Annotated in this window: 15 protein-coding genes and 2 tRNA genes; 13 read left to right on the top strand and 4 right to left on the bottom strand. The window is 45.5% G+C overall.

From position 1 onward, the window contains the following. Positions 1-14 precede the first annotated feature (14 nt). Complete coding sequence (locus WC496_05250; GenBank protein MFA5292424.1) at positions 15-791, bottom strand: S24 family peptidase; 777 nt, start codon at positions 789-791, stop codon at positions 15-17. A 172-nt stretch (positions 792-963) separates the two neighbouring features. On the opposite strand from WC496_05250, the gene WC496_05245 reads away from it, so the two are divergent. The 3 genes from WC496_05245 to arfB all read left to right on the top strand — a co-directional run bounded on the left by WC496_05245 (position 964) and on the right by arfB (position 1,647). After that, positions 964-1,037, top strand: a tRNA-Val gene (locus tag WC496_05245). 19 nt (positions 1,038-1,056) lie between these two features. Next, a tRNA-Arg gene (locus WC496_05240) sits at positions 1,057-1,130 on the top strand. Positions 1,131-1,230: 100 nt separating this feature from the next. Continuing rightward, entirely contained in the window at positions 1,231-1,647 is a 417-nt protein-coding gene (gene arfB, locus WC496_05235; GenBank protein MFA5292423.1) for an alternative ribosome rescue aminoacyl-tRNA hydrolase ArfB, read from the top strand. A gap of 4 nt (positions 1,648-1,651) precedes the next feature. Here arfB and WC496_05230 read toward each other — a convergent pair whose 3' ends face one another. Both WC496_05230 and WC496_05225 read right to left on the bottom strand, forming a co-directional pair. Then, complete coding sequence (locus WC496_05230) at positions 1,652-3,400, bottom strand: ABC transporter ATP-binding protein (GenBank protein ID MFA5292422.1); 1,749 nt, start codon at positions 3,398-3,400, stop codon at positions 1,652-1,654. A gap of 8 nt (positions 3,401-3,408) precedes the next feature. Beyond that, the gene (locus tag WC496_05225) at positions 3,409-3,726 is read right to left on the bottom strand and encodes an acylphosphatase (protein MFA5292421.1); all 318 of its coding nucleotides are present in this window, start codon (positions 3,724-3,726) and stop codon (positions 3,409-3,411) included. A gap of 167 nt (positions 3,727-3,893) precedes the next feature. On the opposite strand from WC496_05225, the gene WC496_05220 reads away from it, so the two are divergent. From WC496_05220 to WC496_05175, 10 genes are all read left to right on the top strand, one after another. Further along, positions 3,894-5,162 (top strand): GAF domain-containing SpoIIE family protein phosphatase, encoded by a 1,269-nt coding sequence (locus WC496_05220; protein ID MFA5292420.1) that lies wholly within the window; start codon positions 3,894-3,896, stop codon positions 5,160-5,162. After that, a complete protein-coding gene (cmk, locus tag WC496_05215; GenBank protein ID MFA5292419.1) occupies positions 5,155-5,826 on the top strand; it encodes a (d)CMP kinase in 672 nt (223 codons plus the stop codon). The genes WC496_05220 and cmk overlap by 8 nt, the downstream gene beginning before the upstream one ends. Beyond that, positions 5,819-6,487 carry a lysophospholipid acyltransferase family protein gene (locus WC496_05210; GenBank protein MFA5292418.1) on the top strand — a complete coding sequence of 223 codons (669 nt, stop codon included), beginning with the start codon at positions 5,819-5,821 and terminating at the stop codon, positions 6,485-6,487. The genes cmk and WC496_05210 overlap by 8 nt, the downstream gene beginning before the upstream one ends. Beyond that, on the top strand, positions 6,484-7,137 hold the full coding sequence (locus WC496_05205) for a lysophospholipid acyltransferase family protein (GenBank protein ID MFA5292417.1): 654 nt from the start codon (positions 6,484-6,486) through the stop codon (positions 7,135-7,137). Before WC496_05210 ends, WC496_05205 begins: the two co-directional genes overlap by 4 nt. A 123-nt stretch (positions 7,138-7,260) precedes the next feature. Further along, entirely contained in the window at positions 7,261-8,112 is an 852-nt protein-coding gene (gene ispH, locus WC496_05200; protein ID MFA5292416.1) for a 4-hydroxy-3-methylbut-2-enyl diphosphate reductase, read from the top strand. A 154-nt stretch (positions 8,113-8,266) separates the two neighbouring features. Continuing rightward, on the top strand, positions 8,267-10,084 hold the full coding sequence (locus WC496_05195) for a 30S ribosomal protein S1 (protein MFA5292415.1): 1,818 nt from the start codon (positions 8,267-8,269) through the stop codon (positions 10,082-10,084). Positions 10,085-10,334: 250 nt separating this feature from the next. Then, positions 10,335-11,150 carry a sigma-70 family RNA polymerase sigma factor gene (locus WC496_05190; protein ID MFA5292414.1) on the top strand — a complete coding sequence of 272 codons (816 nt, stop codon included), beginning with the start codon at positions 10,335-10,337 and terminating at the stop codon, positions 11,148-11,150. 22 nt (positions 11,151-11,172) lie between these two features. Next, on the top strand, positions 11,173-11,685 hold the full coding sequence (locus WC496_05185) for an adenine phosphoribosyltransferase (GenBank protein MFA5292413.1): 513 nt from the start codon (positions 11,173-11,175) through the stop codon (positions 11,683-11,685). Positions 11,686-11,701: 16 nt separating this feature from the next. Continuing rightward, positions 11,702-12,808 (top strand): 3-dehydroquinate synthase, encoded by a 1,107-nt coding sequence (gene aroB, locus WC496_05180; protein ID MFA5292412.1) that lies wholly within the window; start codon positions 11,702-11,704, stop codon positions 12,806-12,808. A gap of 62 nt (positions 12,809-12,870) precedes the next feature. Beyond that, on the top strand, positions 12,871-13,824 hold the full coding sequence (locus WC496_05175) for an aldolase catalytic domain-containing protein (GenBank protein ID MFA5292411.1): 954 nt from the start codon (positions 12,871-12,873) through the stop codon (positions 13,822-13,824). An 84-nt stretch (positions 13,825-13,908) separates the two neighbouring features. Here the strand turns inward: WC496_05175 and WC496_05170 are convergent, their stop codons facing one another. After that, positions 13,909-14,457 (bottom strand): PEP-CTERM sorting domain-containing protein, encoded by a 549-nt coding sequence (locus WC496_05170; GenBank protein MFA5292410.1) that lies wholly within the window; start codon positions 14,455-14,457, stop codon positions 13,909-13,911. Positions 14,458-14,523: the final 66 nt, after the last annotated feature.

Genomic DNA, 14,523 nt, shown 5'->3' with positions numbered 1-14,523 from the left:
TCCTTTTACAGTTTCTAAAGTCTTTCGTATTTAATGACGGCACGGTAAAGGCCGTTGATTCGGGAGCCTTCAACAACCATCGGCGAATATTTTTCATTTCGCGGCTGGAGCCTTACTATATTATCAGCTTCAAAAAAGACACGCTTGAATGTCGTTTCGTGTGGTGTTGCCAGTCTTACGAAACAATCGTCGCCGCTTCTTACTTCAACTGCCGGCGAAAATATTACGATATCTCCCTGTAAAAATCTCGGCTCCATTGAGTCGCCGATAACTCTTACTCCGAAGGCCTGCGGGTCGTCGATGTCCGGGCATCGCACATAATCATCTGCAAAGCCGGCAGGGTACTGAAGGTCGTCGAAATCGACAGGGTAGCCGGCGGCGACACGATTTATAATCGGTATCAATCTGCCGGGTTCTGTTTTTGAAATTTTGTCGTCGATTTGTAAATCATTCTTGGCCAGCATGTCGTTGATTTCGGTGCCTTTAACTTTTTTGTCAACAAGGTTCCGCACTAATTTTCGCCACCGCTGGTTTTCTGATTCATAAGCCTCGAACTGCTGACGCACATCGGCGGGCATCCTGTCAAGATTGGCCGTGTGCCGAAGTGTACCGGGAGCGAACTGTAAAGCTTCTTCGAGTCCGCGGAGCAGCTTATCGCCGGGCGGATTTTTTACCTTGCCTGTTTCAATGGTTGAAAGATAAGGTTTTGAAAAGCCTGTTTTCGCGCTGACTTCGTCGAGGGTTATATTGAGTTCGTGCCGTCTTTTTCTGATTATCTGGCCTAAAGACATTTTTGCTCCTTTAGAAACATTATAGACAAATTTGTTCTTCAATTATATAACTTGTTATAATTATTTGCAAATCTTTTTATTATTTCAACATAAATTTTGCTAAAAACGATACTTATCTCAAAAAACTTGACAATTGGCTTATAAACAGAGTTTAATAGTCTCCGCTGTGAAAGGGCGATTAGCTCAGCTGGTTAGAGCGCACGGATCACACCCGTGAGGTCACAGGTTCGAATCCTGTATCGCCCATTTGTAATCGGATATGTTTGCGCCCGTAGCTCAATTGGATAGAGTCACGGACTTCGAATCCGAAGGTTGCAGGTTCGAGTCCTGCCGGGCGCATTTTTATAACCACAAAGGCACTAAGACACAAAGTTTTATATATTAATTATTTTTTTCTTCGTGCCTTTGTGTCTTGGGGGCTATTTTTGAAACGAAATAGATGGCAAATACCAATATCCAAATACCTCAAAATGAGATTACATTCAAGGCAAGCCGGAGTTCAGGCCCCGGCGGGCAGAATGTAAATAAACTCAATACCAAAATCAGCGCCGAAATCGACATTGCAAATTGCAGCTTTCTAACAGACCAGCAAAAAATAATATCCATGAGAAAGCTTGCCGGCAGGCTGACAAAAGATAATAAGCTGATTGCCCACAGCCAGGAGTCACGTAGCCAAAAGGCTAACCGCGATTCTGCCGTCGAGAGACTGACAGAACTTATTGAAAATTCGCTGAAAAGACCAAAAGCAAGAAGACCGACAAAACCCACAAAAACAGCCGTTGAAAAAAGACTCAAACAGAAAAAATTAAAGAGTATTGTCAAGCAGCAGAGACGGGGGAATATTTCATTTCAGTGATTTGTTATTCGGCGATTTGAACCTGTCTGACAGCGTTTGAATAAAAATTATTTTTTGTCATAAGCTCTGCCGGGCTGCCCTGCTCGATAATTTTCCCTTTTTCAAGAATGACGATGCGATCGACATTTTTGATTGTAGAAACCCTGTGTGCCACGATAAACGTAGTCCTGCCCTTCATTGTCCGGTCAATGGCAAGCTTGACTTTTTCTTCCGATTCGGCGTCGAGCGAGCTTGTCGCCTCGTCAAGGATAATAACTCTCGGGTCCCGAACAATCGCCCGCGCGATTGCCAGCCGCTGCATTTGTCCGCCTGAAAGTTTCAGCCCGTCGGCTCCGATATTCGTATAAATGCCGTTAGGAAGTTCCTCAACGAATTCATAAGCGTCGGCGGTTTTGAGCGCTTCGATTGTTTCTTCCGGCGTGATGTCCTTGTCCCCGTAGGCGACGTTTTCGTATATGCTCGCGGAAAAGAAAATCGTTTCCTGTGTTACGACTCCAACGAATTTGCGGTATGTTCTCAGGTCCATCTCCATAATATCTTTCCCGTCGATAAGCAGTTGCCCGCTGTTGGGCCGTATGAAACCGAGTACGAGTGAAAGAACCGTCGATTTGCCCGAACCGCTTTGGCCGACAAACGCCACGGACTGCCCCGGCTCGACCATGAGTGTAAAATCCTTCAGGGCGTGTCTTTTTGTATCGGGATACTGATAACTGACATTTGCGAATTGAAAATTTCCGGCGATTTTTTCGAACGGTTTTTTGCCGCTGTTTTCTTCAAGGTCGGGCGAGTCGAGCACTTCATAAATCGAGTTTATGGATTCCGACGCCTGGCTTAACTGCGGCAGCGTTCCTATTATCATAAGCATCTGCCCGGTCAGCGCAAGGAACATCGAATTGAAAAGCACAACATCGCCGATGCTTATATATCCCTTAATAGCCGCGTACGATGAGCCGGCGATAAATGTTATATGAAGTATGGACATCGCCACCCACGAGGACGAACCAAAAACTGCCGTTAGCGTATCGAAATGTTTGCCCCTTCTGAAAACAGCCGAAATTTTCGCGTCAACTTCCTTTACTTCGTATTCCTCAAGCCCGTGAGCGCGGGTAATCGGTATCATATTAAGCATATCGTTCATGGACGAACTCATCGTCTCGATGGCGTAACGATAGCTTTTGGCGCTTTTTCTGACTTTTTCCGAAAACATTTTTCGAATTATTACTGCTATCGGCACTGTAATAAGAAAGAACCACAGCGCCGTCGGCTTGCGGAGGGCTATTGCCGTAATGGCTATCGTAACCTGGCATACGAAACCGAATAATTGTTCGGCGAAAATACGCGGCGTTTGTTCGACAATCTCGATATCCCTGATAATTTTCGACTGGAGTTTGCCTATGCTCGATTTGTGGTGATACAAAAGGCTCAGACGCTGGAGCTGCCGGCAAAGTTCTTTTCGCAAATAAAGACTTATGCCGCGCATTACATCGCTTAGCATTCTCGAATATATGACATGGGTGGGAATATTCTGAAGAGTTAAAACGACCATAGAAATAAAGTAATAAAGAAGTTTTTCCGTTTTTTTAGGATCGCTTCCGGCGGCAAGGTCTATCATTATGGCGGTAACTATAGGCAGTGCCCACGCCGGACTTGCCTTTATCAGGTAGATAATGAATATGACAATCAGCCTGTGCCATCGATGCGACAGCAGCATTCTATAACTTTGCAGAAGATTTTTTTTAGGACCCGATTTCATGGCTGTTGTTAAAATGTTATCCTGAAATCCTCATAAGAAGGATTCGGCTCAATCTGTTCTATATGAACATCCCTTACCGTAAAGGTTTGTTGTAAATCCTCGATACAGTCGTCGATATCTTCTTCCGCTCCCTGCAGAAATATCTCGACCTTGCCGTCAGCGGTATTGCGCACAAAACCCGTCAGTTCATAGCGTCTGGCTATGCTGTTGGCCGTGAAGCGAAAACCTACGCCCTGGACCTGGCCGCTGAAAAATATATGTTTGGCGACATCGGACATTGCTTTTTTCCTGACTGTAAGTATAATACGAACCGTCTCTTTTGGCAATTTTATCCGCCAAAAGCGGACACGCAACATAATATTGTCAGCCTGTGGGGCAAGGCAGTCAAAAATAATATGTCTGTAATCTATTTAAAATTATTTGAAAGTGGTTATAATACCACCACTTTTAATTATTTGGAGTTATCCGCCCAGGGCGTGATTTGTGAAATAATATGAAAATTATTAAAAAACCGACAAAAAGAGAAGAACAGATTTACCAGCTTACGACACTGGTCGCAGGCGGTTTTGCGCTTGGCGATGTGCTGGATAAGCTTTCGCGCGCTGCCGTCGAAATAACCGGAGCCTCGGCCTGCTCGATAAGACTGCTCGACGATGAAACCGGAGAGCTGAAAATGCGAAGCACTTTCGGCCTCAGCGAGGAATACAGGAACAAAGGCCCCGTTACGAAAGAGGACCCTGTTATAAAAGCGGCATTTGCCGGCGAAGCGGTAATTATCGACGATATGCGGGCCGACCCGCGGATAAGATATCCCCAGGCCTCGGCCAAGGAAGGCATTGTCAGCCAGCTTACCGTTACGATGCAGTTCAAAAACAAGCCGGTCGGAGTACTGAGATTATACCGGCCCCGGCCGGGCGGATTCACCGAAGACGACATTGCGCTGGTAAGGTCGGTGGCCTCTCAATGTGCCGTCGCTATTATAAACGCAAAATATTACGCAAGGGCGATTCAGGGCGAACAGGTCGCTCAGCAGGTTAGGCTGGCCGGAATTATTCAGAGAAGAATGATACCCGAAGCTGCGCCTAAAATGCACGGACTCGATATCGCCGCTGCTTACAAACCGTGTTTCGGTGTCGGCGGAGACCTGTACGATTTTATCAAGCTCGATGGAGACAATCTTGCCATAGCCATAGCCGATGTTATCGGCAAAGGTATCCCCGCTGCGCTTATGATGAGTTCATTCAGGGGTATGATAAGAGCTTACGCTGACGGCGGGCATAAAAGGCATACTATGGCTGAAATCGTCCGCAAACTTAACAGCACCGCCTGCGATGAGTGCAGAGACGGAGAATTTATTACGCTCTTTTATGCGATTATCAATATAAAAGAGATGAGTATGACATACTGCAACTGCGGCCACGAACCCGGACTGCTCTGGCGAAGCGGTAAAATCCGCGAACTGAAAAAAGGCGGCCTTGTTCTCGGCGTTACAAAAGAAACTGAATATGAAATCGAGAAAATCGAACTCAAGCACGATGACAGAATGCTGTTTTATACCGATGGACTGATTGACGCCGTTAATTTCGATGGAAAAATGTGGGGCATAGACAATCTGTATAAAACATTCAAGCAGTGCGCGACAGGCACGGCCCGTGAAATCGTAAACAATATTTTTACCTTGCGCAGAAGATTTATCGGCCTTGCCAGCCAGACGGACGATACGAGCATTGTAGCAATCAGAGTCTCGGACAAAAATGGCTGAACTTATAATAACCATTGACGGTCCTGCCGGCAGCGGGAAAAGCTCGACGGCAAAGCTTCTTGCCGCAAGGATTGGCGCGGCGTTTCTCGACACAGGCGCGATATACCGTACTGCCACACTTGCCGCGATGCAGAACCGCTGCGACCTCGGGAATATAGCCCGGCTCGAGGAAATTATCGATAGTACCGATTTCAAATTTGAAATTAAAGACGGCAAAATGGCCGCAAAAATAAACAACAGCGATGTTACTGAAAAAATCCGCGACCCGCAGGTAACTGCCAATGTGCATTTTATCGCTTCTGTACAGTCTTTGCGGAGCAGACTTGTAAAAAAGCAGAGAGCCTTTGCCGCCGAACACGAAAAAATCGTAGCCGAAGGCAGGGACCAGGGAACTGTTGTTTTTCCAGATGCCGACTTTAAATTCTTTCTTACCGCCGATGCCGGCCAGCGCGCAAAAAGGCGGGCGAAGGAATTAACTGAAAACGGCTATAAAGTCGATTTAAACAGTCTGCAGGAAGAAATTGAAAAGCGGGACAGGCAGGACTCTACAAGAAAAGTTTCGCCGCTGACCCCCGCTGCGGACGCGATTACTGTTGATACGACCAGCCTGACGCTTCAGCAGGTTGTCGATAAAATTCTCGAACGGATAAAGAAAAATGATTAAAAGATTTCTTAAATATATCTGGTATTTCATCTGCGGCTGGCCGGTCAGATTCTTTTGTGTTATGTTTTTCAGAATACGTTTCTACGGTATCGAAAACGTTCCGAAACGCGGCGGGTTTCTTCTGCTCAGCAATCATCAAAGCTTCATCGACCCTATGCTTGTGGTTACGCCGATAAACAGGGTATGTGCCTTCGCCATAAGGGACAGCCTTTTCAAAGTACCGATATCCGGTTGGATGCTTCTTACATACACCAGCATTTCCATTAGAAGGGGTCATGCCGACCTTGCCGCGTTAAAGGAATGCATAGAAAAACTCAAGGCCGGATATGGTCTTGTTCTTTATCCCGAAGGAACCAGAACGAACGACGGCAAAATCGCAAAAATTAAACCGGGCTTCGGCCTGCTTGCCAGACGGGCGTCTGTGCCGATAATCCCTGTTATTATTGACGGCGCCTTCGAATGCTGGCCGAAACACAATATAATGTTTTCGCCGGGAAGAGTCTTTGTCCAGTATGGCAGGCCTATACAGCCGGATGAAATAATTTCTATCGGCGACAGGGAATTTGCAAAGTACCTCACCAATGTTCTCAGGGATATGCAGAAAGAGCTGAGATTAAAAATCGGCAGGGAACCTTTCGACTATCAGGACGACCTGAAATGATTAAAAGAGATATTAATTATATCTGGTACAGCTTATGGCGGGCCGCCTGTCGGGTATTTTGTAAGATATATTTTGAGCCGAAGGCTTATAACATCTCGTACATACCGGAAAAAGGCGGATTCCTGTTATTGTCCAATCATCAAAGTTTTCTTGACCCGATGATTAACGCAAATCCTTTAAGGCGTCAGTGCTGCTTTGCCGCCAGAAGTACTCTTTTTACAAAACCCGTCTTCGGCACACTTGTTCGCTCGTTTAATGCCATACCGATAAAAAGGGGTCAGGCCGACCTTACTGCGATGAGGATGTTTGTGGAAAAACTCAAAGATGGCTACGGCCTTGTTCTGTATCCCGAAGGCACACGAACGCGGGACGGCAAAATCGCCGAGATAAAACCCGGCTTCGGACTGCTTGCGCGAAAAGCCAATGTCCCAATCGTACCTTCTGTCATCGATGGCGCGTATGAGTGTTGGCCGAAGCATAAAAAAATATTCTCATCTGGAAAAGTATACGTAACTTACGGCCCGCCGATTCCGGCCCGGAAAGTCGCCGAACTGGGCGACAGGGAATTCGCAAAATACATCACTAAAATCCTCAGGGATATGCAGACGGAACTCAGGCTCAAAGTCGGCAGAAAACCTTTTAACTATTAAATAGCCACAAAGACACTAAGACACGAAATTTTTTTTAAAAAGTTTGTGGCAGAGTTAATAGTAATACTATAATTTAGTTTTTTGGTGCCTTTGTGCCTTAGCGGCTATTGAGAAAGTGGATAGATGAAAGTTATAGTTGCGCAAAGCTGCGGTTTTTGTCCAGGAGTAAGAAACGCCATAACGATGGCCGAAAAGACTCTTGCCGGAGAGAAAAACGTATATAGTCTGGGCGAAATCATTCATAATAAGGATGTGGTCAAAAAACTCTCCGCGGCGGGGCTGAAAAGTGTCGAGAAAATCGGGAAAGTAAAATCAGGCACGGTAATCATTCGTTCGCATGGCGCAACCGCCGAACAAATAAGGAAAATCAGGCAAAAAGGCTTCAAAATCGTTGACGCTACCTGTGTGCTCGTGAAAAGAGTGCAAAAAATTGCGAAACTTCTTCATAGTCAGGGCTACAAAGTGGCGATGATTGGAGACAAAGGCCATCCTGAAGTACAGGCAGTGCTTGGCTACGCACCTGATATTGCGGTTGTAGGCGGCAAAAAAGATGTTGCTAAACTTAGCAAATTCAAGAAGTTAGGGATAATATGCCAAACCACGCAAAGCCCCGAGCATTTTGCGGAAATGATTGCCGAAATAGCCCAAACCAATTTTTCAGAGCTGAAAGTGATTAACACCTTATGTAAGGAAGCTATTAAAAGGCAGAGTTGTGCCGTCGGATTGTGCAAAAAAGTCGATATAATGTTTATTCTCGGGGGTTTACATAGCGCCAACACAAGAAAACTGGCCCAGGTCTGCAAAAAATACAATAAAAAAACCTTTCATTTGCAAAACTGGAAAGAACTTGATAAAAGTATCCTTTCCGGTAATAATGTTGCCGGTATTACGGCAGGAGCTTCCACGCCGCAATGGATTATCGATGATTTTGTCGAGAATCTGCGGATGTGCGGCAGCCGAAAGAAGAAAAAATAAGAATAAAGGCATTGCAATTCAGGGATTAGATACGCATTGGCTACGTAAGGTCAATGCGTTTTTATGTCAATAAATTGTATGGCAGTTGCGTTTAAAATGTATGTGGAGGACGCATCGGCCGATTAATGTACTCCACGAACAGAAGGAAGGTTTTATGGTTGATAGAAATATTGTTAGAAAATTAGGTTTTACCCCCGAGGAGCTCGACAGCAAGGTTAACGAACTATTCAGCGCAGATGAGAACGCTCTTCTCGCGGAAGCGCTGCAAAAGAAAGTTGACGCATTAACGCCCGGCACAATTCTTAAGGGCAGAATTCTTCAGCAGATTGGCAACGATGTAATTCTCGAAATCGGTCTCAAAAGCGAAGGCGTTGTCGATGTTTCCGAATTCGATGACCCCGACGAAATACAGAGCGGCAGAGAAATTGAAGTCCTTCTCGAAGAGGTTGATTCAGGCGGGCTAATTATTCTGAGCAAGAGAAAAGCAGACCGAATCAAAGGCTGGGAAAAAATCATCACGACAAAGAAGGAAGGCGACATCGTAACAGGCAGAGTCATACGTCGAATCAAGGGCGGCCTGTTGGTGGATATCGGCGTACCGGTCTTCCTGCCTGCTTCACAGGTCGATATCAGAAAGCCGGGTGATATAAGCAGATTCATCGGTCAGGAAGTTACCTGCGAAGTTCTTAAAATTGATACAGAAAGCAAAAACATCGTCATATCGAGACGAAGAGTTATCGAACAGCAGCGTTCTGCCGGCAAGGAAAAACTGCTTGCGGAAATCGAAGTTGGTCAGCGCAGAAAAGGTATCGTCAAGAATATCGCCGATTTCGGAGTATTTGTCGACCTCGGCGGAATCGACGGCCTTTTGCATATCTCGGATTTAAGCTGGGGCAGGGTATCGCATCCGTCGGAAGTCGTCAACCTTGACCAGGAAATCGAATGTGTGGTTATCGGCGTTGACAAGGAAAACGAGAAAGTCTCTTTGGGCCTTAAACAGAAATCGGCAAGTCCGTGGGAAAACATAGACACACGTTATCCGATCGGCGCAAGAGTAAAAGGCACCGTTGTTAATGTAATGAACTACGGCATTTTTGTCAGGCTCGAAGAAGGCGTTGAAGGCCTTGTGCACATCAGCGAAATGAGCTGGACGAAAAAAATCAATCATCCAGGCGACCTTTACAAGCTCAGCGACCAGATTGAGGTCGTTATTCTCGAAATCAACAAGGACAAACAGGAAATTTCTCTCGGCGTTAAACAGCTCGAAAATAATCCATGGGCCGTTGCCTCGCAGAAATATCCGCCGGGCACTATTGTTACTGTCAAGGTCACAAGCCTGACGAACTATGGCGCTTTTGTTGAAATCGAGCCGGGCATCGACGGACTGATTCACATCTCCGATATAAGCTGGACGAAAAAATATAATCATCCGGGCGAAGCACTGCAGAAAGACGAGCAGGTCAAGTGCGTTGTTATGGAAGTCGATGAGGAAAAACAAAGAATATCTCTCGGCGTAAAACAGCTTACAGAGGACCCGTGGCTCCACGCAATCCCGGAAAAATATCTGCCGGGCCAGATTGTAAAGGGTGTTGTAACAAAGATAACCAATTTCGGCGTCTTTGTGGAACTCGAGTCCGACCTCGAAGGACTCCTGCATATATCGGAAATAGCCGACCACAAGATTGACAATCCGCAGGATGTATTAAAACCGCAGCAGGAAGTCGAAGTGAAAATCCTCAGAGTTGACAGCGACTCAAGGAAAATCGGGCTTTCAATGCGGAGAGTTAAATGGGCCGAAGAGGACCAGAAGCAATCGGTTGAGAAAACTCAAACTCCAACTCAATCGCAGCCGTCAGGGCAGACAAGAAGAGGCGGCCTTGAAGGTGACGGGCTTATGATTCCTCAGTTCGAAGAACCACAGGCAGACGAGCCGGCAGAAGAGCCCAAAGACGAAGCTGAAAAAACAGAGTAAAAAAACAGATATATAAAAGCTTCAAAAGGCCGTCCAGATTTATCAGGACGGCCTTTTTTGTTCATTAATACCCACACCAATTTCTACTATGGTTGGATATTTACAGACCAGCAAAGGTGGTTTTTGGTGTTTTGTTAGGCTTTGTCGCCACAATGTAAATTGGTGTGGGGGTTAACAGGCACTGGCTTTTAGACGATATTAGCTTTAGTAAAGATAACTACAGCCAAGGTCCCATAAAAGGAGTTAGCAAATGACTGTTTTTGATACGACAATAAAAGATTATCTGTCTGAAATTGATGAATCGCCGCTGCTTACCTGGGAACAGGAATGTGAACTGGCGGAAAGAGTAATTGAAGATGACGACCCTGAAGCGCGGGACCATCTGGTCAGGAGCAATCTGCGCCTGGTGGTCAGTATCGCAAAAAGATTTGCCACGGGCAGAATGTCCCTTGGCGACCTTATAGAGGAAGGCAACCTCGGACTCATTCGCGCGGTCGATACATTTGACCCCTCTATTGGCGTACGGTTCAGCACTTACGCGGCGTGGTGGATTAAGCAAACCATCAAACGTGCGCTTCTGCTCGACTGCGGCCCGATATCTGTGCCCACATATATGGTTGAACTGGTTAGTCAGTATAAACACGCTGTCACGGACTTACACACAAAACTCGCTGATGCGCCGACAGTCTCGCAAATAGCTGAAGAAATGAAACTGCCAGTCAAAAAAATAATTGCCATAAAGGAAATTGCCGATTCCGTTAATACCTCACTGGATGCCGAATCCGACCAGACGAATCAGGCTTTCCACGAATCAATGCCGAAAGTTTCGAATCATCTGCCGGAAGACGACCTTGCGAATTCCGAAGAACTCAAAAAGATTGTCAAAATGCTCGATAAACTGGACACCAGACAGGCTGAGGTGCTCAAACTTCGCTTCGGCATAGAAGGCAGAGAACCGTTGACTTTAAAGCAGATAGGTGCTAAACTTAACCTTACTCGTGAGAGGGTAAGGCAAATTCAGCAGGAAGCTCTTAATGCCCTCAACGAAATAATGACTGGCGATTAAACGGTATTTCTTGAGGCGAAAAGTGAATCTTGAAAAACATATTAGGTCTATCCCCGATTGGCCCAAAAAGGGCATCCTCTTTTTCGATATCACCACGCTTTTAGCGGACAAGGACGCTTTTGCCGAAGCCGTCAAAGCCATCTCGGACAAATACAGAAACAAAAAAATAGATTATGTCGCTGCCGTTGAGGCCAGAGGTTTTATTTTCGGCGCAGCCGTTGCCGCCAGTCTCGGAGCCGGCTTTGTGCCTATCCGCAAAAAAGGAAAACTCCCTTATAAAACAGAATCTGTTACTTACGACCTCGAATACGGCACAGATACGCTTGAGGTTCACATCGATGCGGTAAAAAAAGGCTCGAATATTCTGATGGTCGACGACTTGCTCGCGACCGGTGGAACTATGGCCGCCGCCTGTAAACTCATCGAAAAAATCGGCGGAAAAGTTGAAGGCATCGCTTTTCTGATTGAACTGAAAGAACTTAACGGCAGAAAAAAAATCGAAAATTATAATATCTCGGTAGAAATCGGTCTTTAGTTTCGACAAAACAAATATGCGGAAAATTGAAGTTAAAATCCCGTCTTGTCCTAAAACCAGCTACACGATAGCTGTCGGCAATGAATTCCTGTCAACTGTCCTTTCGAAAATTAAAAAACGTTTGCCCGGCAAAGAACTGTTTTTGATTACAGATGCTAACATCGCGAAAACAAAACATCTTAAAACTTTGCTCGGCAAACAAAATCTGCCGCGATTTATAATTTCTCCCGCCGGCGAAAAATCGAAACATATAAACACCGTTACGAAAATCATTGAAACGATGGAAAAAAAATCGCTCGGCAGGGATTGTGCCGTAATCGCACTTGGCGGCGGAACAGTCGGCGACATCGCCGGCTTTGTCGCGGCCATCTATAAGCGCGGTGTGCCCGTAATTCAGATACCCACAACCACAGTTGCGCAGGCCGATTCCTCCATCGGCGGAAAGACAGGCGTCGATTCATCCGTCAGCAAAAACGCCTTCGGCGTATTTAAAAATCCCGTTGCCGTTTTCATCGATGTCGGCACATTAAAAACTCTCGACAAAAAGCAATTTAATACCGGCCTCGTGGAATCCATCAAACACGCTCTCATAGCCGATAAAGATTATTTCGCTTATCTGCAAAAAAATCTCAGCGCTATTATTGCGAGAAAACATAAACCCCTTGAATATATCGCCGTCAAAAACTGCCGCATAAAAGCCGATGTCGTCGAGCAGGACCCTTACGAAAAAAACAGAAGAAGGATTTTGAATTACGGCCATACAATCGGCCACGCCGTCGAATCTGCGAGCAATTATAAAGTTCTGCACGGTCAGGCTGTCGCGATTGGAATTATCGCCGCAAATATTATCGAGCAGATGCTCGGCCTCGGCGGCGGGGACAGACTTGAAACTCTCATCCAGCTATTTGAAAGACTGAACATAAATTTAAAAATACCGAAAAATATTACCAAACGGAAAATTCTTAATATAATCAGCAAAGATAAAAAAGCCGTACAGAAATGGCCTCGCTTCGTACTCCTCGAGAAAACAGGAACAGTACTTTGCAGAAACGGCCAATACGCTCATCAGGTAGAACGTAAAATCGTTGAGGAAACGATTAATATTTTATTGAAACGAATATAAATAATCCGAAAGCCCCCAACTTTATGTTGGGGGTTCAGTACTAATTTTAGAAAGGTAAAAAAATGTTCAGAGAAAAGATTAAGGTTCTCGACTGTACCATCAGGGATGGCGGTTTGATTAATAATCATTATTTCACAGATGAATTTGTCCGCGCAACATATAAGGCGCTTTCGGAAGCGGGAATCGACTATATGGAGATGGGTTATCGTTCCAGCAGGACGCTTTCGCCAGAGGCCAGTTACGGCCCATGGAAGTACTGCGACGATGATAAAATCAGCAGAATCATCGAGGGCATCGAATCAAATACGAAAATTTCCATTATGGTCGATGCTCACCGCGTCAAGGAGCAGCAGTTCAAGCCTGTTGACCAGAGTCCTGTCGATATGATTCGTGTAGCGACTTATGTCAAGGACATCGACAAGGCTATTGCCATGCTAAAAATCGCCCACGATTTGGGTTATGAAACCACGGTAAATATAATGGCCGTCTCTGCGGAAATCGAAAAAGACCTTATTGAGGCGATTGACCAGCTCGCTGAAACTCCTGTGCAGGTCGTCTATGTCGTTGACAGCTTCGGATATTTCTACTGCGAGCAAATCGAATATATGGTTAAGCTCTACCGTCAGCACCTGCCGGCCGGCAAGGAAATCGGCATTCATTGTCATAACAATCAGCAGCTTGCGTTTGCAAATACGATTGAAGCGATTATTCACAACGCCAATTATGTTGACGCATCGCTGTACGGTATCGGCAGAGGCGCAGGCAATTGTGCCCTCGAACTTATTATGGGATTTTTGAAAAATCCAAAGTTCACCCTGACGCCGATTTTGAAAATCATAGAGGATTATATGGTTCCGATGCGCACCGAGCTTGAATGGGGATATTTAATTCCGTTTATGGTTACCGGCATACTTAACAGGCATCCGGAATCGGCTATCAGTTTTCGCAAGACTAAAGATAAAGACAAATACGCCGAGTTCTACGAGAAAATCAGAGATTCGCTCGATGCTATTTAATTGATGAGAAAATCAGCGCAACAAAAAAGGGTTCAGCTTTTGCTGGACCCTTTCCGTTTCACCGATTTTTTAAATCTTCTTCCTTTATTTTTTTCTTATCAGGGCTAATGCGCCGAGACCGAGCAGTGCCATTGTGGCAGGCTCTGGTATTGGAGTCTGTGTCAGGCAAACGCTGAAAGCGCCTGTCGTGGGAACAAGAATCCTGAAGTTAAGCAGTACTTCATCGTCTGGATTTACTACGCCGCCCGAAAAAGTAATTTTCAACCCGCCGTCGCTTATAACAGCGCTGCTGAATAAATCAGCTGAAGGGGTACCGGTAAAAGTTGGGCCTGTCGCCGAAAGAGTCAATTCGTAAGACGTCCACGCAACACCGCTCCCATTGGTAACACACTTGATTGTGCGATATATCGGGTCTTCATCTGTTTCACCGCTCATAACTACCTGGTCATTGCCCAATACAGTAAGATGCTCGGCAAGATTTAAATCATAAGTTCCGTAGTCAAAAGTCCAGGTATGGATAAGCTCATCGGGGTCATCCGGGAATGTACATAGAAATGTATCTTCTACAAAACCGGCAAATGCAAAGTTGCTTGCTGCCAAGATGAGGAACGCTGCAAATAAATTTTTCTTCATAGAACTTCCTCCTTAAAACTTATTTCTTCTTCTCACGGTACACAGTATCGCTAAAATAACTAAGGT

The organism is Phycisphaerae bacterium (assembly GCA_041652575.1).
Classification (GTDB): Bacteria; Planctomycetota; Phycisphaerae; order Sedimentisphaerales; family UBA12454; genus UBA12454.
This window is presented reverse-complemented; position numbering and strand designations above follow the sequence as displayed.